The organism is Campylobacter sp. LR291e, from assembly GCF_008633915.1.
GTDB lineage: Bacteria > Campylobacterota > Campylobacteria > Campylobacterales > Campylobacteraceae > Campylobacter_D.
On sequence record NZ_VJNV01000015.1, the window covers coordinates 1 to 22,655 of the forward strand.

Annotated in this window: 32 protein-coding genes and 1 other RNA gene; 27 read left to right on the top strand and 6 right to left on the bottom strand. The window is 30.8% G+C overall.

Features of this window, described 5'->3' with window-relative positions; translation table 11 throughout:
* The first annotated feature begins 102 nt into the window (after positions 1-102).
* The 25 genes from hsdR to FMM58_RS02415 all read left to right on the top strand — a co-directional run bounded on the left by hsdR (position 103) and on the right by FMM58_RS02415 (position 16,538).
* Positions 103-2,397 (top strand): EcoAI/FtnUII family type I restriction enzme subunit R, encoded by a 2,295-nt coding sequence (gene hsdR / locus FMM58_RS02295; RefSeq protein ID WP_150180357.1) that lies wholly within the window; start codon positions 103-105, stop codon positions 2,395-2,397.
* An 11-nt stretch (positions 2,398-2,408) separates the two neighbouring features.
* Positions 2,409-3,923 (top strand): class I SAM-dependent DNA methyltransferase, encoded by a 1,515-nt coding sequence (locus tag FMM58_RS02300; RefSeq protein ID WP_150180358.1) that lies wholly within the window; start codon positions 2,409-2,411, stop codon positions 3,921-3,923.
* Between the two features lie 305 nt (positions 3,924-4,228).
* Complete coding sequence (gene rpsJ, locus FMM58_RS02305; RefSeq protein WP_150180359.1) at positions 4,229-4,540, top strand: 30S ribosomal protein S10; 312 nt, start codon at positions 4,229-4,231, stop codon at positions 4,538-4,540.
* A 9-nt stretch (positions 4,541-4,549) separates the two neighbouring features.
* Positions 4,550-5,125, top strand: a complete 576-nt coding sequence (gene rplC, locus FMM58_RS02310; protein WP_150180360.1) for a 50S ribosomal protein L3 — start codon at positions 4,550-4,552, stop codon at positions 5,123-5,125.
* Positions 5,122-5,736 (top strand): 50S ribosomal protein L4, encoded by a 615-nt coding sequence (rplD, locus tag FMM58_RS02315; RefSeq protein WP_150141377.1) that lies wholly within the window; start codon positions 5,122-5,124, stop codon positions 5,734-5,736. The genes rplC and rplD overlap by 4 nt, the downstream gene beginning before the upstream one ends.
* Positions 5,736-6,017 (top strand): 50S ribosomal protein L23, encoded by a 282-nt coding sequence (locus FMM58_RS02320; protein ID WP_150141375.1) that lies wholly within the window; start codon positions 5,736-5,738, stop codon positions 6,015-6,017. Before rplD ends, FMM58_RS02320 begins: the two co-directional genes overlap by 1 nt.
* 1 nt (position 6,018) lies before the next feature.
* Positions 6,019-6,849: a 50S ribosomal protein L2 gene (rplB, locus tag FMM58_RS02325; protein ID WP_150180361.1), complete on the top strand. Its 831-nt coding sequence runs from the start codon at positions 6,019-6,021 to the stop codon at positions 6,847-6,849.
* A gap of 1 nt (position 6,850) precedes the next feature.
* A complete protein-coding gene (gene rpsS / locus FMM58_RS02330) occupies positions 6,851-7,132 on the top strand; it encodes a 30S ribosomal protein S19 (RefSeq protein ID WP_150141372.1) in 282 nt (93 codons plus the stop codon).
* 9 nt (positions 7,133-7,141) lie between these two features.
* A complete protein-coding gene (gene rplV / locus FMM58_RS02335; protein WP_150141370.1) occupies positions 7,142-7,513 on the top strand; it encodes a 50S ribosomal protein L22 in 372 nt (123 codons plus the stop codon).
* The gene (rpsC, locus tag FMM58_RS02340; RefSeq protein WP_150141369.1) at positions 7,513-8,214 is read left to right on the top strand and encodes a 30S ribosomal protein S3; all 702 of its coding nucleotides are present in this window, start codon (positions 7,513-7,515) and stop codon (positions 8,212-8,214) included. The genes rplV and rpsC overlap by 1 nt, the downstream gene beginning before the upstream one ends.
* A 2-nt stretch (positions 8,215-8,216) precedes the next feature.
* Positions 8,217-8,642: a 50S ribosomal protein L16 gene (gene rplP / locus FMM58_RS02345; protein WP_150151446.1), complete on the top strand. Its 426-nt coding sequence runs from the start codon at positions 8,217-8,219 to the stop codon at positions 8,640-8,642.
* On the top strand, positions 8,629-8,820 hold the full coding sequence (gene rpmC / locus FMM58_RS02350) for a 50S ribosomal protein L29 (protein WP_150141365.1): 192 nt from the start codon (positions 8,629-8,631) through the stop codon (positions 8,818-8,820). The genes rplP and rpmC overlap by 14 nt, the downstream gene beginning before the upstream one ends.
* 3 nt (positions 8,821-8,823) lie before the next feature.
* A complete protein-coding gene (gene rpsQ / locus FMM58_RS02355; RefSeq protein WP_150141363.1) occupies positions 8,824-9,075 on the top strand; it encodes a 30S ribosomal protein S17 in 252 nt (83 codons plus the stop codon).
* Positions 9,075-9,443: a 50S ribosomal protein L14 gene (gene rplN, locus FMM58_RS02360; RefSeq protein WP_150141361.1), complete on the top strand. Its 369-nt coding sequence runs from the start codon at positions 9,075-9,077 to the stop codon at positions 9,441-9,443. The genes rpsQ and rplN overlap by 1 nt, the downstream gene beginning before the upstream one ends.
* Positions 9,440-9,667 (top strand): 50S ribosomal protein L24, encoded by a 228-nt coding sequence (gene rplX / locus FMM58_RS02365; protein WP_150141359.1) that lies wholly within the window; start codon positions 9,440-9,442, stop codon positions 9,665-9,667. Before rplN ends, rplX begins: the two co-directional genes overlap by 4 nt.
* A complete protein-coding gene (gene rplE / locus FMM58_RS02370; RefSeq protein ID WP_150141357.1) occupies positions 9,668-10,222 on the top strand; it encodes a 50S ribosomal protein L5 in 555 nt (184 codons plus the stop codon).
* Positions 10,215-10,400, top strand: a complete 186-nt coding sequence (locus FMM58_RS02375; protein WP_150141356.1) for a type Z 30S ribosomal protein S14 — start codon at positions 10,215-10,217, stop codon at positions 10,398-10,400. The genes rplE and FMM58_RS02375 overlap by 8 nt, the downstream gene beginning before the upstream one ends.
* Before the next feature lie 11 nt (positions 10,401-10,411).
* Positions 10,412-10,807: a 30S ribosomal protein S8 gene (rpsH, locus tag FMM58_RS02380; protein WP_150141354.1), complete on the top strand. Its 396-nt coding sequence runs from the start codon at positions 10,412-10,414 to the stop codon at positions 10,805-10,807.
* 62 nt (positions 10,808-10,869) lie between these two features.
* On the top strand, positions 10,870-11,409 hold the full coding sequence (gene rplF, locus FMM58_RS02385; RefSeq protein ID WP_150141353.1) for a 50S ribosomal protein L6: 540 nt from the start codon (positions 10,870-10,872) through the stop codon (positions 11,407-11,409).
* 9 nt (positions 11,410-11,418) lie between these two features.
* Positions 11,419-11,775, top strand: a complete 357-nt coding sequence (gene rplR / locus FMM58_RS02390) for a 50S ribosomal protein L18 (protein WP_150141351.1) — start codon at positions 11,419-11,421, stop codon at positions 11,773-11,775.
* Between the two features lie 9 nt (positions 11,776-11,784).
* Positions 11,785-12,228, top strand: coding sequence for a 30S ribosomal protein S5 (rpsE, locus tag FMM58_RS02395; RefSeq protein WP_150141349.1), 444 nt, complete (start codon positions 11,785-11,787; stop codon positions 12,226-12,228).
* Between the two features lie 3 nt (positions 12,229-12,231).
* Positions 12,232-12,624, top strand: coding sequence for a 50S ribosomal protein L15 (rplO, locus tag FMM58_RS02400; protein ID WP_150180362.1), 393 nt, complete (start codon positions 12,232-12,234; stop codon positions 12,622-12,624).
* Entirely contained in the window at positions 12,624-13,889 is a 1,266-nt protein-coding gene (gene secY / locus FMM58_RS02405; RefSeq protein WP_150141345.1) for a preprotein translocase subunit SecY, read from the top strand. The genes rplO and secY overlap by 1 nt, the downstream gene beginning before the upstream one ends.
* Positions 13,890-13,948: 59 nt before the next feature.
* A complete protein-coding gene (locus FMM58_RS02410; RefSeq protein ID WP_150180363.1) occupies positions 13,949-14,608 on the top strand; it encodes a Fic family protein in 660 nt (219 codons plus the stop codon).
* 586 nt (positions 14,609-15,194) lie between these two features.
* On the top strand, positions 15,195-16,538 hold the full coding sequence (locus tag FMM58_RS02415; RefSeq protein ID WP_150180364.1) for a hypothetical protein: 1,344 nt from the start codon (positions 15,195-15,197) through the stop codon (positions 16,536-16,538).
* Here the strand turns inward: FMM58_RS02415 and ffs are convergent.
* From ffs to ruvC, 6 genes are all read right to left on the bottom strand, one after another.
* Positions 16,525-16,622: signal recognition particle sRNA small type (gene ffs, locus FMM58_RS02420), an RNA gene on the bottom strand. The two genes, FMM58_RS02415 and ffs, sit on opposite strands and share 14 nt — an antisense overlap.
* Positions 16,623-16,857: 235 nt before the next feature.
* Positions 16,858-17,496 (bottom strand): HAD family hydrolase, encoded by a 639-nt coding sequence (locus FMM58_RS02425; protein ID WP_150151517.1) that lies wholly within the window; start codon positions 17,494-17,496, stop codon positions 16,858-16,860.
* Positions 17,496-18,512: an OmpA family protein gene (locus FMM58_RS02430; protein ID WP_150151520.1), complete on the bottom strand. Its 1,017-nt coding sequence runs from the start codon at positions 18,510-18,512 to the stop codon at positions 17,496-17,498. The genes FMM58_RS02425 and FMM58_RS02430 overlap by 1 nt, the downstream gene beginning before the upstream one ends.
* Before the next feature lie 93 nt (positions 18,513-18,605).
* The gene (rpsI, locus tag FMM58_RS02435; RefSeq protein ID WP_150151523.1) at positions 18,606-18,995 is read right to left on the bottom strand and encodes a 30S ribosomal protein S9; all 390 of its coding nucleotides are present in this window, start codon (positions 18,993-18,995) and stop codon (positions 18,606-18,608) included.
* Positions 18,996-18,997: 2 nt separating this feature from the next.
* Positions 18,998-19,423, bottom strand: a complete 426-nt coding sequence (gene rplM, locus FMM58_RS02440; RefSeq protein WP_150140102.1) for a 50S ribosomal protein L13 — start codon at positions 19,421-19,423, stop codon at positions 18,998-19,000.
* An 82-nt stretch (positions 19,424-19,505) separates the two neighbouring features.
* Positions 19,506-19,982 (bottom strand): crossover junction endodeoxyribonuclease RuvC, encoded by a 477-nt coding sequence (gene ruvC, locus FMM58_RS02445; protein ID WP_150140103.1) that lies wholly within the window; start codon positions 19,980-19,982, stop codon positions 19,506-19,508.
* Between the two features lie 120 nt (positions 19,983-20,102).
* On the opposite strand from ruvC, the gene dnaA reads away from it, so the two are divergent.
* On the top strand, positions 20,103-21,434 hold the full coding sequence (dnaA, locus tag FMM58_RS02450) for a chromosomal replication initiator protein DnaA (RefSeq protein ID WP_150140104.1): 1,332 nt from the start codon (positions 20,103-20,105) through the stop codon (positions 21,432-21,434).
* Between the two features lie 148 nt (positions 21,435-21,582).
* Positions 21,583-22,650: a DNA polymerase III subunit beta gene (dnaN, locus tag FMM58_RS02455; RefSeq protein WP_150140105.1), complete on the top strand. Its 1,068-nt coding sequence runs from the start codon at positions 21,583-21,585 to the stop codon at positions 22,648-22,650.
* Positions 22,651-22,655: the final 5 nt, after the last annotated feature.

The window sequence follows — 22,655 nt, forward strand, 5'->3', positions numbered from 1 at the left end:
ATGGACCTTTTAAAAAGTTTAATTCTAACAAAAAAAGGTAAAATAAATTTTTTGATTTAAAAAAATTTGTTAGAATTTATAAATTTGTTGAAGGCTTGCAATATGGATGAAAACGAAGTTAGGCAAAAGATTATTACACCAAGTTTACTTAGGGCTGGTTGGCGTGATGATGATATAAACGAAGAAAGGACCATGAGAAAACATGTGGAATTTACAAAGGGAAGAATGGTTTTTTTAAAAGATGAAGTTAAAAGGGTTGAAAATAAAAGATATGATTATTGTTTACGAAAACATGGCGTAAATCTTGCAATAATAGAGACTAAAAGATATGATAAACGAGCAGAAGATGGAATTCAACAAGCTATAGAATATGCTTTTAAATTAGATATTAAGTTTGTATATGCTAGTAATGGGAAAAAATTTATAGAACATGATTGTTTTACTGGCAAAGAAAGAGAATTTAATATAGATGAATTTCCAAGTCCTGATGAACTTTATAATCGCTATATAGAAAATAAAAACATACCAAAAGAAAGATTAAAGCTGCTTCAAACTCCTGGGTATTATGAGATAAATAACGATAGAAAAACAAGAGAGGAAAGGTATTATCAAGAAAATGCCGTAAATTTAAGTATAGAGGCTATAGCAAGGGGGCAAAATCGCCTTTTACTTGTAATGGCAACTGGAACTGGTAAGACCTATGTATCTTTTCAGATTGTTTATAGACTTTTTAAGGCAGGTATTGTAAAAAGGGTGCTTTATCTTGTAGATAGAAATACTTTAATTGACCAAACCATGCAAGGAGATTTTAATAAGGTCTTTAAAGATAAGATGACAAAAATAAAAAATAAAAAAATGAAATCAAATTATAATATTTATTTTGCACTTTATCAGCAATTTTTTTCTAATGATGATAATAAAATAGTAGAACATTATAAGCAATTTAAAGAAGATTTTTTTGATTTGATTATTATAGATGAGTGCCATAGGGGAAGTGCAAATGAAACTTCTATTTGGAGAGGCATAGTAGAGTATTTTAAACCTGCCATTCAATTAGGTATGACTGCTACTCCTAAATATAAAGAAAAAAAAGAGGATAATATTGATTATTTTGGCGAACCTATTTATGTTTATAGTCTTAAAAAAGGCATTGAAGACGGCTTTTTAGCACCATATAAGGTGGTAAGTTATAATAGTAATATTGACGATGGAATTGTTGTTAATGATAAAGAATATAAATTAAAAGATTTTGATAAGAAGATTGAGATTAAGGATTATACTAGGCTTGTCGCACAAACTATAAGTAATTTTTTAAAATATACCCTTAAAGATAGATATGCAAAAACCATTGTATTTTGTGAAGACCAATACCATGCTAATACAATGAGAAGAGAATTAATTAACGCTAATAGCGATGAAGTTAGCAGGGCTCAAGCACAAGAAAAGCATTATGTGCTTCGTATAACCTCGGTTGATAAAACAGGAAAAGAAAATCTTGATGATTTTGTAAGCACTGATAGTGTATATCCTGTTATAGTTACAACTTCTAGGCTTTTATCAACTGGCGTGGATACAAAGATGGTAAAGGTTATTGTTATAGCTAAAAATATAAACTCGGTTACTGAATTTAAACAAATTATAGGACGAGGCACTAGACTTTTAGAAGAAAAAGGGAAAAAGTATTTTACTATACTTGATTTTAAAAATAGTGTTGAAAATTTTAAGCAAGAAGGCTTTGACCCTACTGATTATCTAACTATACAAGGAAAATTAGGTGGTAGCATTAGTGATGGTAAAGGAGGATATCCACCAATAATAATAGACCCACCAACACCACCCTTGCCACCTACTGAAAAAATAAGAATAAATGGGATCGATTGCTATATAATAAGAGAAAAACACCAACTTTTAGATAGTAATGGCAAACTAATAACTGATGATTTCATAGGGTATTCTAGGGAGAATTTAATCAAAAAATATCAAAGTTTGGAAGATTTTTTAAGGGATTGGAATGCTAATAAAAATAAAACTGAATTCTTTAAAATTCTTGAAGAAAATTTGATTTTTATTGAATATATAAAAGGATGTAAAGAATATAAGGAATATGATGAATTTGATATAATCCTTTCTCTTGCTTATGGACAAAAACCTATTACAAGAAAAACAAGGGCTAAAAAATTGAATGATTTTATAAATACCTTTCAGTTAAATGCAAAAAGGGTGTTAGAAATATTACTTGAAAAATATGCACAACATGGCATAGTAGAAATAGAAAATCCAGCTGTGTTTCAAAATGAACCATTTAATGGTAATTTTGATGAAATTTTTTCGCCCTTTGGAGGAATAGAAAACTATAAAGAAGCTATAAATACGTTTAAAGAAAAACTATATCAATAAAGGAGAATATTATGGCGTTAAATATTAAAAAGATTCAAGATATTATGCGAAAGGATGCAGGCGTTAATGGGGATGCACAAAGAATGGAGCAAATTGTTTGGGTTTTATTTTTAAAGGTATATGATTTATATGAAAAAAAATGGAAAACAGAGGCGAATTTGCTAGATAAAAAATATACTTCTATAATACCTAATGAATTAGCTTGGGATAATTGGGCTAAATCTTATGAAATAGAAGGTGGTACAAAGTTTTTTATACAAACAAAAACTGGAGATGAGTTGCTAGAATTTATTAATAATAAACTCTTTCCAACACTTAAAAATATCAATTATTTAAATGGTGAAGCACCACTTCACCAAAGAATAGTAAAAAAAGCCTTTGAAGATACTAATAATTATATGAAAAATGGGACTTTATTAAGAGAAGTGATAGATATTATCGATGAGCTTGAATTTAAAAATAAAGATGATATGGCCAATCTTTCTTTAACCTATGAAACCTTTTTAAAAACCTTGCAAAGTGCAGGAAATGCTGGTGAATTTTATACGCCTAGGGCTGTCACTGAATTTGTCATAGATATGTTAAAACCACAAATTAAAGATAAAATAGCTGACTTAGCTTGTGGAACCGGAGGTTTTTTAATATCTGCTTATCATTATTTAGAAAGCAATAATAAATTAAGTGCAGCTGATAGAGATATTTTAAATAATAGTTTTTATGGTTGTGAAAAAAAATCTCTACCTTATATACTTTGTGCAACAGGATTTTTAATAAATGGTATAGAAAATCCAAACTTAGACCATAATAATGCCTTTAATACTGCTTTTGAAGACTTATGTAGTAAAGAACAATTTAATATAATAGCTATGAATCCACCTTATGGAGGAAGCGAAGGTTCTGAGATTAAAAATCTTTTTCCTAGTAAATTTAAGGCTAATGAAACGGCTGATTTATTTATGGTTCTTATCACTCAAAGATTAAAAGAAAATGGCAGGGCTGCTGTGGTTTTACCTGATGGTTTTTTATTTGGCAATGATAATATAAAAAAGAATATAAAAAAGCTACTTTTATATGAATTTAATCTACATTTAATAGTAAGACTTCCAAAAAGCGTTTTTGCACCTTATACTGGTATTACTACAAATATTTTATTTTTTGATAAATGTAAAAATGGAACGCAAAATACATATTTTTATCGCCTTGATATGCCAGAAGGGATTAAAAGTTTTGGTAAGACAAAGTCTATAAAATTAGAACATTTTAAGCCTTTTTATGAGTGGTATGAAAATGGTAAAAATGACATAATAGATAAAAAAAACAATTTTAAAGCAAAATCTTTTAGCAAAGATGAGCTTATACAAAGGGAATATAATTTTGATTTATGTGGTTTTATAAATGAAGAAGAAGAAGAAATTTTAAAGCCTTATGAGTTAATAGAACAAATAAAAAAAGAAAGGGATACACTCAATAACACTCTTGATTCTATAATGGATAAGATTAATAATATAGTCAATGAAAATAGCTAAATTAAGGATTTTCAAATTTTGAAAATCCTTAAAAAAAATTCATAAAAATTTTTTTAAATATAAACTCACTAAATCCAACCCACTTTAAAACCCATTCAAAAAAGCCTTAAATTTCTAAAAATACATAGTTTAAAGCAGTTAAAAATAAAATTTTTAAAGGACTTAAATTTATATTTTTGTCCTTATAAAAAGTATAAAAATACAAAAAAATTAACAAAATTCTTGACTTTTTAAAAGGTTTTTACTAAAATCACATTTTATTTTTAGTTAGTTCATACTAACAAGTTCTTTTTAAAGGAAAAATTATGGAAAGAATAAGGCTTAAGCTAAAAGCTTATGACCATCGAGTACTAGACAGAACAGTTGCAGCAATTGTAGAAGCTGTTAAGAGAACAGGTGCTGATATCAGAGGTCCAGTGCCTATGCCTACTAAGATTAGACGTTACACAGTTTTAAAATCTCCTCATATTAACAAAGATTCAAGAGAGCAGTTTGAGATAAGAATTCACGCACGTATGCTAGATATTATCGCAGCTACACCTGATACGGTTGATTCTTTAACTAAACTTGATTTAGCCCCTGAGGTTAATGTTGAAGTTAGGGCTATGGGAAAATAAGGATAAAAAATGGAATATATAGTAGAAAAAATAGGAATGAGTAGAACTATTAGCAATCCAAGTATCCCTGTAACCTTGCTAAAAATCGTAAAAGCAAAGGTATGTGAGCTTGACAATGACAGGGCTTTAGTGGCATTTGTTAAAGGCAAAGCAAATAATAAATGCATAGCTGGACAACAAAAAAAATACAATCTTAGCAAAGAATTTAATCGTTTTGTTGTTTTAGAAGTAGCAAATACCGAAGTTGGCGATTTAGATGTAAGTCCTTTAAATGAGGCTAAAATTTTAAAAATTAGCTTTAATTCTAAGGGTAGAGGTTATAGTGGCGTTATGAAAAGACACGGCTTTTCAGGTGGTCCAGCAAGTCATGGTAGTAGATTTCATAGAAGACATGGTTCTATTGGTAATAGAGAATGGCCAGGTCGCGTTCAACCAGGTATGAAAATGGCTGGACATTATGGCAATGTTAAAATAAGCGTAAAAAACGAAGTTATATCTTATGACGCAGAAAATCAAATTCTAGTAGTTAAAGGCTCAGTTCCTGGATATAACGGTGCAATAGGCAGGATAAGGATTGCAAAATGAGTAAGGTTAGTGTTTTAAACGACAATTTTGAAAAGGTAAGTGAATTTGATTTACCTGAAAGATATTCGCAAATAAATTCACATAATCTTTATTTGTATGTAAAATCTTATCTTTCAGCTTGTAGGGCAAATATAGCACATACAAAAAGTAGAAGTGAAGTAAGTGGAGGTGGTAAAAAGCCTTGGAGACAAAAGGGTCGTGGTGGTGCAAGGGCTGGTTCAACTCGTACAAATGTATGGGTAGGAGGTGCAGTTGCGTTTGGACCTAAAAATAATAGAAATTTCTATCAAAAAGTTAATAAAAAACAAAAAAGATTAGCATTAGAAAGAGCCCTTGAAGATAAGGCAGCAAAGGGTGCACTTTTTGTTGTAGATAACATAAATATCGAAAGTGGCAAGACAAAGGATGCTAGTAATTTAGTTAAAAAACTTGGCTTTAAAGATGTTTTGATTGTCAAAGATTTGCTTGATGATAAAACCTTTCTTGCGTTTAGAAATTTAGCAAGTGCTTATGCAGTTGATATAAGTGAGATTAATGCTTATTTAATTTCTGTATTTAATGCTGTGCTTATTGAAAAATCCGCATTAGAATCTATAACAAAGGATAATTAATGGCAGATATTACTGATATTAAAACTATACTTTACACTGAAAAAAGTTTAAAATTGCAAGAAAGTGGAGTTGTAGTTATACAAACTTCGCCAAAAATGACAAAAACAGGCTTAAAAGCCGTTTTAAAAGAATATTTTGGTGTAACTCCTCAAAGCATAAATTCTTTAAAGATGAGTGGAAAGATTAAACGATTTCGTGGACGCGTAGGTCAAAGAAATGACTATAAAAAATTCTATGTAAAGCTACCAGAAGGCGTTAGCTTAGAAAATACGGAGGCTTAATATGGCAATTAAAACTTATAAACCTTACACCCCAAGTAGAAGATATATAACAGGGTTAAGCTCAGATGACATAACAGCAAAGCCTAGCGTTCGTTCTTTACTAGTTAAACTTCCAGCCCATGCAGGTAGAAATAGCTATGGACGCATTACAAGTCGCCATAAACAAGCAGGAGCTAAGAAACTTTATAGAATTATTGATTTTAAACGTCGTAAATTTGGCATTGAAGGCAAGGTTGAAAGCATAGAATATGACCCATATAGAAACTGCAGAATCGCCCTTATTGCCTATCAAGATGGGGAAAAAAGATATATTATCCAACCTCGTGGCTTAAAGGTAGGCGATAAAGTTGCTTCAGCAGAAAGTGGACTTGATATAAAACCGGGTAATGCAATGAAACTTAAAAGCATACCAGTAGGTACTATAGTTCATAATATAGAGTTAAAGCCGGGCAAAGGTGGACAAATGATTCGCTCAGCCGGTGCATACGCACAACTCATGGGTAAAGAAGAAAAATATGTTATCTTAAGACTTGCAAGTGGTGAAATGAGACAGGTTTTAGCAGAATGCATGGCTAGTATAGGTGAAGTAGGGAACGAAGAATGGGCAAATATTAGCATAGGAAAAGCTGGTAGAAATAGATACCTAGGAATTCGCCCTCAAACAAGAGGTAGTGCTATGAACCCAGTAGACCATCCACATGGTGGTGGTGAGGGTAAGAAAAATTCAGGTCGTCATCCTGTAACACCTTGGGGTAAACCAACTAAGGGCGCAAAAACTCGTCGCAAAAAAGCAAGTGATAGATTAATAATTTCAAGAAGAAAAGGAAAATAAAATGGCTAGGTCGCTTAAAAAAGGTCCTTTCGTAGATGAACATGTTATGAAAAAGGTAGCACAGGCGAAAAAGGCAAATGATAATAAGCCTATTAAAACCTGGTCAAGACGTAGTACTATCATACCTGATATGATAGGCTTAACCTTTAATGTTCACAATGGTAAGAGTTTTATCCCTGTGTATATTACTGAAAATCATATAGGGTATAAATTAGGTGAATTTGCACCAACACGCACTTTTAAAGGCCACAAGGGCTCAGTGCAAAAGAAAATAGGCAAATAGGAGAGTATTATGAGTAAGGCTTTGATTAAATTCATAAGATTATCTCCTACAAAGGCAAGGCTTATAGCAAGAGAAGTACAAGGTATGAATGCCGAACTTGCTATGGCTAGTTTAAAATTTATGCCAAATAAGGGTGCAAAATACATAGCAAATGCAATCTCAAGTGCCGTTGCAAATGGTGGCTTTGAGGCAAATGAAGTGATAGTAAAAAGTTGCCGTGTTGATGCAGCTTCTGTGTTAAGAAGATTTAGACCAAGGGCTAGAGGAAGTGCAAGTCGCATTAGAAAACCTACTTCACATATCTTAGTAGAGGTTGAAAAAAGCGAAGAAAAGACTAAAAAAACTAAGTCAAGCACTAAAGCGAGTAAAAAGGAAAATTAATGGGACAAAAAGTAAATCCGATTGGTTTAAGATTAGGAATCAACAGAAATTGGGAATCAAGATGGTTTCCAACTAAGGCGAATTTATCAGAAAATATAGGTGAAGATTATAAGATTAGGGCTTTTTTAAAGAAAAAGCTTTATTATGCAGGAATTAGCCAAATTTTAGTAGAAAGAACAGCTAAAAAATTACGCGTTACAGTAGTAGCTGCAAGACCTGGGATTATAATAGGCAAAAAGGGTAGCGATGTTGATAATCTAAGACAAGAGTTACAAAAACTCATAGGAAAAGATGTAAATATCAATATAAAAGAAGAAAGAAAGGCTGGTTCTTCTGCCCAACTTGCTGCTGAAAGCGTAGCCACTCAACTTGAAAAAAGAATAGCATTTAGAAGGGCTATGAAAAAGGTTATCCAAGGGGCTCAAAAGGCTGGTGCAAAGGGTATTAAGGTATCTGTTTCTGGTCGTTTGGGTGGGGCTGAAATGGCTAGAACTGAATGGTATTTAGAAGGACGCGTTCCTTTGCATACTTTAAGGGCTAAGATTGATTATGGCTTTGCTGAGGCTAGGACAACTTATGGAAATATAGGTGTTAAGGTATGGATTTTTAAAGGCGAGGTTCTACAAAAAGGCGTTCAAGCTGATAAAAATGAAGAAGCAACTCCTGCTAAAAAAACAAGACGTACTAGAAGGAGTAAATAATCATGTTAATGCCAAAAAGAACAAAATATCGTAAAATGATGAAGGGTCGCAATAGAGGCTATGCTAATAGAGGGACTGAATTTACCTTTGGTGATTATGCTTTAAAAGCTACTGAAGCAGGTCGTATAAATTCTCGTCAAATAGAAGCAGCTCGTATTGCATTAACGCGTTTTGTAAAAAGACAAGGTAAAACCTGGATTAGAGTTTTCCCTGATAAACCTTTGACAAAAAAGCCTCTTGAAACTCGTATGGGTAAAGGTAAAGGTGGCGTTGAAGAATGGGTTATGAATATAAGACCAGGTCGCATTATATATGAAATGGCAGGTGTTAGCGAAGAAATGGCAAAAGAGGCCTTAACTTTAGCTATGCATAAACTACCATTTAAGACTAAATTTGTTACAAGAGAGAGTCAAAATGAAATTTACTGAGCTTAAAGACAAAAATAAAGACGAGTTAAATGAGATGCTAAAAGAAAAAAAGTTGCTTTTATTTACTTTAAAACAAAAGCTAAAAACAATGCAACTTACTAATCCAAAAGAGATTGGTCAAGTTAAAAAAGATATTGCTAGAATTAATACAGCAATCAGTGCTTTAAAACAAGGATAAATTATGGCATTAAAAAGAGAAATTCAAGGTGTTGTAGTTCAAATTTCTGGAAACAAAACAGCAAATATCTTAGCAGAAAGAAAGGTTGTTCATCCTAGATATAGAAAGATTGTAAAACGTTTTAAAAAATATCTTATTCACGATGAAAAAAACGAGCTAAAAGTAGGCGATGTCGCTGTTGCGATTGAGTGTCGTCCTATTTCAAAAAGAAAGGCCTTTCGTTTAAAAGCTGTATTATCTACAGGAGTTGAGTAATGATTCAAAGTTTTACAAGACTTGCAGTCGCTGATAATAGTGGCGCAAAGGAACTTATGTGTATAAAGGTTTTAGGTGGTAGTAAAAGAAGATATGCTACCATAGGTGATGTTATCGTAGCTTCTGTAAAAAAGGCTTTGCCAAATGGTAAGGTTAAAAAGGGGCAAGTTGTAAAGGCAGTTATTGTAAGAACAAAAAAAGAAATTCATAGAGATAATGGGTCTTTGATTCGTTTTGATGAAAATGCTGCTGTTATACTTGATAATAAAAGAGAGCCTATTGGAACTCGTATTTTTGGTCCTATAGGTCGTGAGGTTAGATATGGTGGTTTTATGAAAATCGTTTCACTTGCACCGGAGGTATTATAATGGCTAAGTTAAAAATCAAAAAAGGTGATAGCGTTAAAATTATCGCTGGTGATGACAAGGGCAAGGAAGGTAAGGTTTTAGCAGTGTACCCAAAGACTTTAAAGGTAGTTGTTGAGGGTTGTAAACTTGCTAAAAAAGCAGTAAAGCCTAATGATAAAAATCCAAATGGTGGTTTTATTAATAAAGAAATGCCTATGGATATTTCTAATGTGGCAAAGGTTTAGATTATGAGATTAAAAGAAAAATATAATCAAAGCATAAAGGCTACTTTGGCTAAGGAATTTGATATTAAAAATCCTATGTTAATCCCTGCTATTGAAAAGCTTGTTATTAGCGTAGGTGCTGGTGAGCTTGCAAAGGACCAAAAGGTTTTGCAAAATGTATCTGATACTATATCTTTAATCGCTGGTCAAAAGGCTGTTATTACCAAGGCTAAAAAATCAGTTGCTGGTTTTAAGGTGAGAGATGGCTTTCCTGTTGGCGTAATGGTTACACTAAGAAAAGATAATATGTTTGCCTTTTTAGATAAATTAATTTCTATAGCCTTGCCTAGGGTAAAGGATTTTAGAGGTTTATCAAGAGATGGTTTTGATGGAAGGGGTAATTATAATTTTGGGCTTGATGAGCAGTTAATGTTCCCAGAAGTTGAGTATGATAAAATTTTAAGAACTCATGGAATGAACATTTCTATCGTTACCACTGCACAAAATGACAAAGAAGCACAAAAATTATTAGAACTCATAGGAGTACCATTCGCAAAAGGAAGACAAAATGGCTAAAAAATCAATGATTGCAAAGGCGGCTAGAAAACCTAAATTTAAAGTTAGAGGCTATACAAGATGTCAAATTTGCGGACGTCCACATTCAGTATATCAAGATTTTGGAATTTGTAGGGTTTGCCTTAGAAAAATGGGCAATGAAGGCTTAATTCCTGGTCTTAAAAAAGCAAGCTGGTAAAAGGATAAATTATGATGAATGATATTATTTCAGATTCACTTACTCGTATTAGAAATGCAAGTTTAAGAAGACTTGAAACTACTAAACTTTTACATTCTAAGGTTGTGGAAGCTTTAGTTGGCATTTTTCAAACAAAGGGCTATATTGAAAGTTTTTCTGTAATAGAAGAAGATAAAAAGAAATTTATTAGCGTTGTTTTAAAATACGATGAAAAAGGCAAAAGCGTTATTAATGAGATTAAAAGAATTTCAAAGCCTGGTCGTCGCGTTTATAAGGGTAAGGAAGATATTAAAAGATTTAAAAATGGTTATGGTACTATCGTAGTTAGCACAAGTCATGGCGTTTTGGCAAATGATGAAGCGTTTAAGGCTGGTGTTGGTGGCGAAATTTTATGTACCATTTGGTAAGATAATGCTTTTTATGGCATTGGGTATTTTTAAGATATCCTAGACAAGTAAAAAGGAAAAAAATGTCTCGTATAGGAAAACAACCCATAAATATTCCTTCTGGGGTTGAAGTAAAATTAGAAGGAACCTTGCTTAAATTTAAAAAAGGGAATTTAGCAAAAGAATTAGACACAAAGGCTAATGTAAATGTTGAGTTAAAAGATGGCAATACGCTTATTTTTACTTCAAAAGGAGATGATAGGCAAAGTAGGGCTTATTGGGGAACTTATAGGGCATTAGCTTATAATGTAGTTATTGGTTTAACTCAAGGTTTTTCAAAAACACTTGAAATAAATGGGGTTGGTTACAAGGCTACTTTAAAAGGTAAAATTTTAGAATTAAGTCTTGGTTTTTCACACCCTATAAATTTTGCTATACCTGAGGGTATTGAGATTGTAGTTGATAAAAATAATGTTATTGTAAAGGGAAGTGATAAACAAGTAGTAGGACAAGTTGCTGCTCAAATCCGTGAATTTAGACCACCTGAGCCGTATAAAGGAAAAGGCGTTAAATATGCTGATGAACGCATTATACGCAAAGCTGGTAAGACATCTAAAAAGTAAGGATAGATAATGAGAGCAAATGTATTAAAAAGAAAATTAAATTTGAAAATTAAGAGAAAAAAACGAATTCGTGCGAAAATTTCAGGTTGTGATACCACTCCTAGAATTTCTGTATTTAAATCTAATAGAACTCTTTATATTCAAGCAATAGATGATACAAAGGCCATTACTTTAGCTGCTGTTGATGGTAAAAAAGTTGGAGTTAAGGCAAATAAAGAAGGTGCTAAAAAAATAGCTAGTGAGTTTGCAAAAATTTTAAAAGACAAAAAGATAGAAAAGGCTATTTTTGATAGAAATGGTTATGTATATCATGGTGTTATTGCAACCTTGGCTGATTCTTTAAGAGAAAATGGCATTAGGCTATAAGGAGAGAATATGGAAAAATACAATAAAGAAGAATTTGAAGAAGTAATTGTTGATATAGGCAGAGTTACAAAGGTTGTTAAGGGTGGTAGAAGATTTCGTTTTACAGCCTTGGTAATTATAGGCAATAGAAAGGGCTTAGTAGGCGTTGGTTATGGTAAGGCAAAGGAGGTACCTGATGCTATTCGCAAGGCCGTAGATGATGCCTTTAAAAATTTAGTAGAAGTAAAAACAAAGGGTTATACAATAGCACACGAAGTAGAAGTAAAATATAATGCAAGTAGAATTTTACTTAAACCAGCTAGTGAAGGTACTGGGGTAATTGCTGGTGGTTCTACTCGTCCTATAGTTGAACTTGCAGGTATTAAGGATATTTTAACTAAATCGCTTGGGTCAAATAATTCAGCAAATGTAGTTCGTGCAACTATAAAAGCTTTAACAATGCTAAAAGGATAGATAATGAATTTAACAAAAGCAGTAGGCTCAACACATAAAACAAAAAGAGTAGGTCGTGGTCAAGGAAGTGGTATGGGTAAAACTTCCACCCGTGGAGGCAAGGGACAAACTGCAAGAAAGGGCTATAACGCAAAAAGAGGTTTTGAAGGTGGACAACAACCTTTACAAAGAAGATTGCCAAAGGTAGGCTTTAGTTCAAAAATCGAAAAACCTTATGTTATAAATGTTGAAAGAATAGTAGCTATAAAGGATTTAAACGAGATTACAATTGAAAGTATTAAAGGCGTACATAAACTTTCAAAATCTGTTTCAAAGATTAAACTTATAGGTGCTAGTGCAAGGAATTTAGTCTCAAAAATTAAAAATGAAAATATAACACTTAGTGGTGTAAAATAATGAATAAAGCATTGACGAATAAAATTTTAATAACCTTGGCATTTTTATTCGCTTATAGGGTGCTAGCTTATGTGCCTGTTCCTGGCGTCAATGCTGATGTTATTGCCGAATTTTTTAACACTAATCAAAACAACGCCCTAGGCTTGTTTAATGTCTTTAGTGGAGGGGCAGCCGAACGTTTTTCTATTATCTCTCTTGGCATTATGCCTTATATCACAGCATCCATTATCATGGAGCTTTTAGCAGCTACCTTTCCAAATATAGGCAAAATGAAAAAGGAAAGAGATAGCATACAAAAATATATGCAAATAATTCGTTATGCAACCATTCTCATTACCTTTATTCAAAGTATAGGCGTGGCTATTGGTTTGCAAGGCTTACATGGACGTGGTGGGGCCGGTGCTATTATGGTAGAAGATATTAATGTATTTATTGCACTTTGTGCTATATCTATGTTAGCAGGTACCATGCTTTTAATGTGGCTAGGTGAACAAATTACACAAAAAGGCGTGGGTAATGGTATTTCTTTAATCATCTTTGCAGGTATAGTTTCAGCCATTCCTTCGGCTATCTCAAACACAGTTGGACAAATAAATTCAGGCGAAATGAATTTCTTAACTGCCTTTATAATCTTACTTTTAATTCTTGTTACAATAGGTGTTATCATCTTTGTAGAACTTGGAGAAAGACGTATTCCTATATCATATTCTCGCAAGGTGGTTATGCAAAATCAAAATAAACGTATTATGAATTACATTCCTATTAAGGTAAATTTAAGTGGGGTTATCCCTCCTATTTTCGCAAGTGCTATTTTAATGTTTCCAACTACCATTTTACAAACTAGCACGAACGAATATATATTAGCCATTAATGATTTTTTAAATCCTAATAGCTATGTTTTCAATCTTTTAACCTTTTTGTTTGTGATTTTCTTTGCGTATTTTTATGCTTCTATAGTATTTAACGCTAAGGACATAGCAGAAAATCTTAAAAAACAAGGTGGTTTTATACCAGGCATTAGACCAGGCGAAGGAACTGCACATTATTTAAACGAGGTAGCCTCTCGCCTTACGCTTTCTGGTTCTATTTACCTTGGGCTTGTTTCAACTCTTCCTTGGGTCTTAGTAAAATTTATGGGCGTGCCTTTTTATTTTGGTGGCACATCTGTTTTAATAGTAGTACAAGTAGCACTTGATACAATGAGAAAAATAGAAGCTCAAATTTATATGAGTAAATATCAAACACTTTCTGCTGTAGGGCTTTAAGTCTTACAGCTTTTTAAAGTGAAATTTAATCAAAATACTTACTTGATTTATGCCTAAGAATGGCTTATCACAGCATTGGCATAGAGGGCAATACCCTAAGTTATACCCAGTGTAAATCAATCATTTTAAATAATTACATTCTAAGAGCTGTAAAAGAAAGAGAATTTTACGAAGTAAGAAACTATAAAAATCTTTTGCCAAAATTCATAGAAAATTTAAAACATTATAAAAAACTTGATAATGAACTTATAAAAGAATTTTATTATTTTATTATACAAGATTTGATAGACAATAATGGGCAATTTAAAAAAATAGAAAATGTCATTATAGGGACGAATTTTGAACCGACAAAGCCTTATTTAGTGCCAATCCAACTTAAAGATTTAATAGACAATTTATATTATAAATTTGACCTAGCAAAAAATGATGACGACAAAACAAAAGCTATTTTAGAAAGCCACATTAACTTTGAAAGAATTCACCCATTTAGCGATGGCAATGGTAGAATTGGCAGACTCTTAATGGTTTATTCTTGTTTAGAACAAAATTTAAGCCCTATTATTGTGCCCCAAGAAGAAAAAGAAAGATATATAGCATATTTAAGAGAAGAAAATATAAAAGACTTTTTAAACTTTGCTAAAAAACTTCAAGTTCTTGAAAAAGAGAGATTTGAAAAATTTATAAAATTATTAAAGCCCAAAAAAGTACGAAAAAAATAAAAACTTTTTATATAATATTAAAAATATAAAAAATGCGAAATAAGATAAATGAAATATATATTAAAAAATAAAGACATTGATATTTTAGAATTTGAAGTTAGTGTTCAATAAACAGGCATTGATAGATATAAACATGTAATTGATAGTTTTTTAATAATAAATGAAAAAATGCTCCCACTTTCTTTTAATCTTAAACAACATGAAAAATTTAAGCTTAATGATGAATGGTTTTTTGGCTTTGAAAGATTAATTAAAAAACAAGCTAGTTTAGACACTAAGCTTTAAAAAATAAAGTTAAAAGACGATAGAATTATGTTTTTTTTTTTTTTTTGATACAATAGCCAAAACTTAAAAAGGATAAACATGGATATAGTCTTACTTGGAGGAAGTAATTCGGTAATGGTCGACGGACTTCAACTTGGCATAAAAGAAGAAGTTACGGCTATGGGGGGGGGTCTTTCATAATTTTGGCCTTGGGTCTTGTACTGCACTACAAAACTTATATGAGAGTAAAAGAAATCAAAAAATTTTAGAACAAGCTTCTTTAGTTATTACAGAAAGCAATATAAACGAAATTTGTAATAATTTGGAACCTTATCATAAATTACCATTTAAGCTTATAAATAGGGATTTAAAACTGCATTATGAAAATTTATATAGCTTAAATACAAAGATTTTAATACTAATTTTACCCTTATGGCGTGGAGAGTGTAATATAATAGACAATCTACATAAACACTATGCTAGCCATTTTGGTTTTAATATAATAGATATTAAAAAATATTATGAAAACAATAAAATAAGTGATTTTGGTAAGTCTTATGGAGTTCACCAAGCAGGTAGTTTAATGCGTGAGATTGGAAAAAATATAATTAAAAACTTAAATAATTTTTCTTATCCAAAGAAAGATATAAAAACTAAAAATACCAAATTTGAGATAGTTAAACCAAGTGAAATGAAGCTAATAAAGGGAGATTTAGAAGAAATAAATATATCTAATTCTATGTTTAATGAAACTTGTTATAGATTAAATAAGGATACTATTTTACAATTTGATGAAAGATATAAGGGATTAAAGCTTATAGGGATTCATTCTTGGTTAAATGGTAAAAATTTAAATCTTGATTTTAATGTAAAAAATTTTACAGAATGTAGAATTAATTACTCAAGTATAATTTTAGAAAACAAAGATATAAACATTAGCAAGGGGCTTCCCTTTATGAATATATTTATAGAGATACAAAAAAATTTTATTATAGATGAAAAAAGTATTGTAAAAATCAACTATGAAGACTTTGTAAGTGAAATTCACCATATCACTACAGTATGGCTTGAAAATGCAAAATGCCATAAATATGCTGACATAATAGCTTTTTTTCTAGTTGAAAATGAAGAAGATGAAAAGAATTTTAACTTTGATGAGTTAAATACTTATAGTATCTTAATAGACAAAAAATACGATTTTACTCATATTATGCCTAATATACTCTTACTTATAAAAGATTTTAATCAATACGCACAAATGGTTAAGAATAAAGCCTTAAAGCCCTTGCAAGATGAAAACATAAAATTAAAAAATGAACTTAGTCTTTGCGAGGGTCCTGCTTGTACTAGGGTTAAAAATCACCTTTGTTATAAATTTGGAAAAGCTATTATTATAAATTCAAAATCCTTTATGGGTCTTATTAGATTACCCTTTGTATTATCTTACATAAACGAAGAACATAAAAAAAATTTAAAGATAAATTTAACACCACTTGAAAAATGCAGAGATTATAAAGAAAGTTTAAAGATTAAAAATTATCTATCTTATAAGTTAGGGGATAGTTTTATAAAACATTATAAAAAATGGTATAAGGGTGGATTAATTAAATTTTATTTTGAGGCCAAAAGGCTCGAAAGAGAATTTAAAAAACCTCTTTCCAGATGACTGCGGCACATACTAAAATCAAGTGCTCTGCTGTGTTCCCACCCTGAAGCTGTGCTTAAAAATAATATTGCACAGGTCTGAAAAAAGGCGAAAGAATTATAACAAAAAAAGCTTGTTAAAAATTTAAACTAAAAATTTTTATTATAAGCTTTAATTTTGTAATAATTTTAAGAAATTTTAATTTTACTTAAATTTCATCTTGCATTTTTTGTATACAATCACTTTGTAGCTATAAAAGGCTCCCTACTTTGATTCTAATCCCCCTACGTGAATAGGGTGACTTTTTAGTTGCTACTTTTATCTTAAAATCAAAATGTGCTTACAAGGTCTGTATAAATTTAACAGCCTCGTAAACATTAGTCTTTATAATATCTGTATATTCTTTAAGCTCGTTTTCGCTTTCATAACCACAACTAATGGCTACAATCTCAATCCTAGCAGCCCTTGCAGCCATTATATCAAGCTTTGTATCACCTATCATAAAGGCATTTTCTTTGTCTTTGTTTAAAGCACTTAATGCCTTTAAAATAGGCTGTGCACTTGGTTTTGGCTTGTCAACGTCTTCTCTTCCTATGATAGCCTTAAAAAAGTTTCTAATCCCTAAATGTTCAAGTAGTGGTGATATAAAGGCACTTCCTTTTGTACTAACTATAGCTAGGTCGCTAAACCCACAAGCTAAGCTTAATGCCTCTTTTACAAGTGGTAAAAGCGTGGTTTGTTCTAAATAAATTTCTTTATAACGACTTCTATAAGTACTTATAAAAAGCTGTGCTAAATCCTTTCTTTGAGTAAGCTGTATAAACATTTCATCTAAGGGAAATCCTATTAATTGCTTAATATCACTTTGGCTTGGCTTGGTTAAAGAAAGTTTTTCAAAGGCATAGTAAAAAGAAGCCAAGATGGCAGGAGTTGAATCAATCAAAGTGCCATCAAGGTCAAATAAAATTATTTTTTGCATTATTGTAAGAAGAATTTAGCTTCTACTCTTCTGTTATCAGCACGACCTTCTTCAGTATCATTACTTGAACGAGGTCTATCAGCTCCATAACCTACCACTTCTATACGCGATTTTTCCACGCCTTGTTTTTGAAGCTCATTAGCAACATTTTGTGCACGTTGTTCTGATAATTTTTGATTGTATGCTTTTGGACCTGTATTATCTGTATGTCCTTCTAGGCGAGTTTTATATTTTTTATGTTCATCTAAAATTTTTGCAACCCCATTAATTTGAGCTTGGAAAGATGGGTTAATACTAGCACTATCAAGGCTAAAATGTCCTTCTAAAGAAATGGTTCTTTCACAACCATTTTCATCAAGCAAGGCATCTTCTCTTGGAACTGGGCAAGTTGATTTTGTCTCTTCTATTATAGGGACTACAACAGGGGTAGCTACAGGGGTGCTTTTAGAGATTTGTGCTACAGGCTTAGGAGAACTAACCGGTACAGGTTTAGAACTACCACCATTAAAACCAAAACTAAGTCCTAAGGTTGAAACCCAGCTATGATTAGCGTAATTAAAGCTTATTTGATCCCTTGTTTCAAGTCTTAAAGCAAGAGAATCGCTAAGTCTATATTTAAGACCTATGCCGTATTGCCCAAAGCCATCATCATCATTTTCAAGCTGTGGATTAGAAATAGCTTCATATCCACCACCTAATAAGCCATAAAGATAAAAGCTTTCACCTAAATCAGCACCTTTTATAAGATTTAAAAAGGTTCTTACTACTCTTGTACTATCGCCTATATCATCGTATTTTACGCGAGTATAATACTCAAAGCCAAGTTCAGCTTGGTCAATCCAAGCACCTTCATCAAAATGATAACCAAGTCTAATGCCAGGGGCAGCCCTATCTTGCATGTCTAAATTACCTTCAAAAACATTGTAATTTAATGTTGGAGTAATTTCAAATTTTACATTATTATCAGCTGCAAATAAGGCGCCTGCTAGACCAAGACACAAAAATATCTTTTTCATAAAATATCCTTTCTTATAAAATAAAAAACAAGATTGTAACATATTTTAAAAAATATGTTACTCAATTTGTGGATATTTAATGAGAATTTACTATTAACGTTTAGAAAATTGAGGACTTCTACGGGCCTTTCTGCGTCCGTATTTTTTGCGTTCAACGCTTCTACTATCTCTTGTAAGCAAGCCTTGTGGTTTTAATAAATGCCTAAAATCTGCATCCATTAAGGCTAATGCCCTTGAAATTCCGTGTCTTAAAGCCTCTGCCTGGGCTGAATAACCACCACCAAAGGTAGTAGCACGAATATCCATAGAACTTTCTTGTTTTGTTACAAGTAGAGGCTGAACAACTTTGATTTTAATAGACTCATGCCCACCAAGCCAGGTATTTAAATCAATACCATTTACGCTTATCTTACCACTTCCTGGTTTTATCCAAACCTTTGCTACGGCAGTTTTTCTTTTACCTGTTGCATATGTAGTTACCATAATTATTGTCCTTCTTTAGCAAGTTGTGCGGTGTGAGGATGCTCACTTCCTGCATAAATTTTAAGTTTTTTAAGCATAGCCCTGCCTAAATTTGTTTTAGGAAGCATACCTCTAACAGCTATTTTATAAAGTTTAACAGGATTTTTTGCAAGTAAATCTCCGAATTTTTCACTCTTAACACTTCCAAAATAACCAGAATGCCTATGATAAAGCTTATCTTCTGCCTTATTAGCACCTGTAAAAATAGCCTTTGAAGCATTTATGATAACTACATAATCTCCACAATCTACATTTGGAGTAAAGCAAGGCTTATTTTTACCTCTTAAGATTGTCGCTACTTCTGTTAAAAGACGCCCGAAACGTTTACCCTCAGCGTCTAAAACTATCCATTGTCTTTGAACTTCGTTTGGCTTTGTTATCTTAGTCATTTTCTACCTTTTGCCAAAATTTTAAAAATATGATTATAGTTATTTTTACTTAATTAAAACTGAATTTAAGTAAATATTAAATTTAAACCCTTATTCTTAAATTTGCACAATGAGTTAGGGCAACTGCTATTGCATCGGTAATATCTAGGGGCTTAATATCCTTTTGAATTCCTAATAATCTTTTAACCATAAAGGCAACTTGTTCTTTACTAGCCTTTGCCTTGCCCGTAATAGCCTTTTTAACTTGCAAGGGGGTATATTCGCTAAATTCTCCATGCATTTGTAAAATTTTTAAACTTAATGCCCCTCTAAACTGGGCAAGTTTTAAAACACTTCTTGGATTATAAGCAAAGAAAATATCCTCAATAGCCACCTCGTCAAAGTGATATTGTTTAAAAATCAAATCAAGACCTTCACAAAGTTCGGTTATTTGATATTGCAAGGTGCTTGGTTTTATCTTAATAAGTCCTGCTTCAAGGAGTAAATTTTTATTTTTATTCGCCTCAATAATTGCATAGCCACAAAACCTACTTCCAGGGTCTATCCCTAAAATTTTCACAATTTTCACCCTTAAAATTTTAGATAATTTCACTATGTGAAATTTTTTAAAATTATAGCTTTTTTTACTAAATTTTTTATATTTTTAGGTTATAATTGCCAAAAATTTACAAGAGGACAAATGGACGCAAGTCAGATATTAACAGCACTTAAAAACGAATTGTCACAAAGAGATTTTGAATATTATATATCACATTTACAATTTAGCGAAAAACAAAGCAAGGCCGATTATTTAGTATTTGTAGCTCCAAATGAATTTATGGCAAAATTTATAAAAACAAAATTTGGAGAAAAGATTGCTTATTTTTACGAAGCTAAAAGTGGAAATAAGGCAAAAATTAATATTATAAGCACAAATAATGATAAATTAAAACACCATAAAAGTACTACAAAGCTTGATATAGTGCATATTAAAGCACAAAGTACTATTTTAAATCCGTCTTTTACCTTTGATAATTTTGTAGTAGGAGATTCAAATAAATATGCCTTTACAACTTGCAAGGTAGCAAGTGATAAAGATAAACTTGGTAAGCTTTATAATCCTATTTTTATATATGGTTCTACTGGGCTTGGAAAGACTCATTTGCTTCAAGCTGTGGGAAATGTGTGTATTGAGCTTGGAAAAAAGGTAACTTATGCAACTAGTGAAAATTTTATAAATGATTTTACCCTGCATTTAAAAAATCATACTTTAGAAAAATTCAAAGAAAAATATAAAAATTGCGATGCCTTGCTTATTGACGATGTGCAATTTTTTGGAAAAACAGATAAAATACAAGAAGAATTTTTTCATATCTTCAACGAAATTCACAATCAAAGTGGGCAAATTATAATGACTAGCGATAAACCACCAAATATGCTAACAGGCATTACTGAAAGATTAAAAACGCGTTTTGTAAATGGAATAATCGCTGATATTACTCCACCTGAACTTGATACAAAAAAGGCTATTATTCAAAAAAAATGTGAATTTAATGAAATTTATTTAAGGCAAGAAGTTATTGATTATATAGCTGCTTCAATGGGGAATAATATTAGAGAAATTGAAGGAATGATTACAAATTTAAATGCCCATTCTAAATTAATTAATCAAGAAATAAATTTAGACCTAGTAAAGGCTGTTATAAAAGACCATGTTAAGGAGATGAAAGAAAATATAAACTTTGAAGATATTTTAAATTTAGTTTGTAGAGAATTTAATATAAAAATCAGTGACGTACAATCAAATAAAAAAATGAAAAATATAGTAATGGTAAGAAGGATTATAATATTTTTATCAAGAGAACTTACTAGTATCTCAATGCCAAAACTTGCTACTTATTTTGACATGAAAGACCATACAGCTATATCTCATAATATTAAGAAAATTAATGAATTAATTAATAAAGATTTAGAGTTAAAAAACAAAATAGATGAACTAAGAAATAAAATTTTAGTTAAATCTCAACAATAAGATTGTGAAAGAATGTGAAAAAATTTATTTAAGCTTGTTTGAAAATTTGTTAAAAAAATATGTTAAAATAACCCTTTGAAAATTTTTTTCACAATTTCAACAAACTTATTATTATGATGAATTTAAAATTTAAAAATAAGGAGAGAAAATGAAACTTAGCATTAACAAAAATACCCTAGAAGCTGCAATCACCCTATGCAATTCTTATGTAGATAAAAAAGATGCAAGTATTATAACTTCACACTTGCTTTTTCAAGCACAAGATGATAAACTCATCATAAAGGCTAGTGATTATGAAATAGGACTTACCTATCATATTAAAAAAATTCATATTGATAATCCAGGTTTTGCTACTACAAATGGGAAAAGTTTAGCTGATATCATTAAAAATTTAAATAATGAAGAAATAACACTTGAAACCATTGATAATTCTTTATTTATTAAACAAAAAAATACTAAATATAAATTACCTATGTTTAATTATGTAGATTTTCCTGAATTTCCTAACATTGAAAATAAAAATAAATTCAATATAGATTCTTCTGATTTAAGTAAATCTTTAAAAAAGATTTTACCTTGTATTGATACAAATAATGCAAAATACTCATTTAATGGAGCTTACTTAAATATAAAACACGATAAAATAGACTTTGTAGGAAGCGATACTAAACGTCTAGCAATTTATACCTTAGATAAACAAAATGATAATGAGTTTTCTATATGTATTCCTAAAAAAGCTATATATGAAATGCAAAAATTATTTTATGAAAATATTGAAATTTTTTATGATGAAAATATACTTATTGCAAAAAGTGATAATTTTGAATTTTATACTAAATTGATAAATGATAAATTTGCAAATTACGAAGCTATCATTCCTAACAATTTTAAACAAGAATTTTTATTTCAAACAGAAGACTTTATAGATTCTTTAAAAAAAATTAGTGTAATCACAGATAAATTAAAACTTCAATTTACTAAAAATAAAATTATCTTTGAAGGCATTAGTACTAATAATATAGAAGCAAAAACTGAAATTGAAAAAGAACTTGATATAAATGAAGAATTTTCTCTTACTATAAAAATTAAATTCTTTTTAGACTTTTTGTATTCTATAGAAGAAAGTTCTTTTAAATTAAGTATTAAAGAACCAAATTTATCATTTATTATAAATGCTGAAAATTTAAATGTAATCATACTACCTATTATTTTATAATTAAG

Bases quoted from the DNA above. Each gene is read 5' to 3' on its own strand.
- hsdR (WP_150180357.1), top strand. From the start codon at position 103: ATGGATGAAAACGAAGTTAGGCAAAAGATTATTACACCAAGTTTACTT.
- FMM58_RS02300 (WP_150180358.1), top strand. From the start codon at position 2,409: ATGGCGTTAAATATTAAAAAGATTCAAGATATTATGCGAAAGGATGCA.
- rpsJ (WP_150180359.1), top strand. From the start codon at position 4,229: ATGGAAAGAATAAGGCTTAAGCTAAAAGCTTATGACCATCGAGTACTA.
- rplC (WP_150180360.1), top strand. From the start codon at position 4,550: ATGGAATATATAGTAGAAAAAATAGGAATGAGTAGAACTATTAGCAAT.
- rplD (WP_150141377.1), top strand. From the start codon at position 5,122: ATGAGTAAGGTTAGTGTTTTAAACGACAATTTTGAAAAGGTAAGTGAA.
- FMM58_RS02320 (WP_150141375.1), top strand. From the start codon at position 5,736: ATGGCAGATATTACTGATATTAAAACTATACTTTACACTGAAAAAAGT.
- rplB (WP_150180361.1), top strand. From the start codon at position 6,019: ATGGCAATTAAAACTTATAAACCTTACACCCCAAGTAGAAGATATATA.
- rpsS (WP_150141372.1), top strand. From the start codon at position 6,851: ATGGCTAGGTCGCTTAAAAAAGGTCCTTTCGTAGATGAACATGTTATG.
- rplV (WP_150141370.1), top strand. From the start codon at position 7,142: ATGAGTAAGGCTTTGATTAAATTCATAAGATTATCTCCTACAAAGGCA.
- rpsC (WP_150141369.1), top strand. From the start codon at position 7,513: ATGGGACAAAAAGTAAATCCGATTGGTTTAAGATTAGGAATCAACAGA.
- rplP (WP_150151446.1), top strand. From the start codon at position 8,217: ATGTTAATGCCAAAAAGAACAAAATATCGTAAAATGATGAAGGGTCGC.
- rpmC (WP_150141365.1), top strand. From the start codon at position 8,629: ATGAAATTTACTGAGCTTAAAGACAAAAATAAAGACGAGTTAAATGAG.
- rpsQ (WP_150141363.1), top strand. From the start codon at position 8,824: ATGGCATTAAAAAGAGAAATTCAAGGTGTTGTAGTTCAAATTTCTGGA.
- rplN (WP_150141361.1), top strand. From the start codon at position 9,075: ATGATTCAAAGTTTTACAAGACTTGCAGTCGCTGATAATAGTGGCGCA.
- FMM58_RS02375 (WP_150141356.1), top strand. From the start codon at position 10,215: ATGGCTAAAAAATCAATGATTGCAAAGGCGGCTAGAAAACCTAAATTT.
- rpsH (WP_150141354.1), top strand. From the start codon at position 10,412: ATGATGAATGATATTATTTCAGATTCACTTACTCGTATTAGAAATGCA.
- rplF (WP_150141353.1), top strand. From the start codon at position 10,870: ATGTCTCGTATAGGAAAACAACCCATAAATATTCCTTCTGGGGTTGAA.
- rplR (WP_150141351.1), top strand. From the start codon at position 11,419: ATGAGAGCAAATGTATTAAAAAGAAAATTAAATTTGAAAATTAAGAGA.
- rpsE (WP_150141349.1), top strand. From the start codon at position 11,785: ATGGAAAAATACAATAAAGAAGAATTTGAAGAAGTAATTGTTGATATA.
- rplO (WP_150180362.1), top strand. From the start codon at position 12,232: ATGAATTTAACAAAAGCAGTAGGCTCAACACATAAAACAAAAAGAGTA.
- secY (WP_150141345.1), top strand. From the start codon at position 12,624: ATGAATAAAGCATTGACGAATAAAATTTTAATAACCTTGGCATTTTTA.
- FMM58_RS02410 (WP_150180363.1), top strand. From the start codon at position 13,949: ATGGCTTATCACAGCATTGGCATAGAGGGCAATACCCTAAGTTATACC.
- FMM58_RS02425 (WP_150151517.1), bottom strand. From the start codon at position 17,496: ATGCAAAAAATAATTTTATTTGACCTTGATGGCACTTTGATTGATTCA.
- FMM58_RS02430 (WP_150151520.1), bottom strand. From the start codon at position 18,512: ATGAAAAAGATATTTTTGTGTCTTGGTCTAGCAGGCGCCTTATTTGCA.
- rpsI (WP_150151523.1), bottom strand. From the start codon at position 18,995: ATGGTAACTACATATGCAACAGGTAAAAGAAAAACTGCCGTAGCAAAG.
- rplM (WP_150140102.1), bottom strand. From the start codon at position 19,423: ATGACTAAGATAACAAAGCCAAACGAAGTTCAAAGACAATGGATAGTT.
- dnaA (WP_150140104.1), top strand. From the start codon at position 20,103: ATGGACGCAAGTCAGATATTAACAGCACTTAAAAACGAATTGTCACAA.
- dnaN (WP_150140105.1), top strand. From the start codon at position 21,583: ATGAAACTTAGCATTAACAAAAATACCCTAGAAGCTGCAATCACCCTA.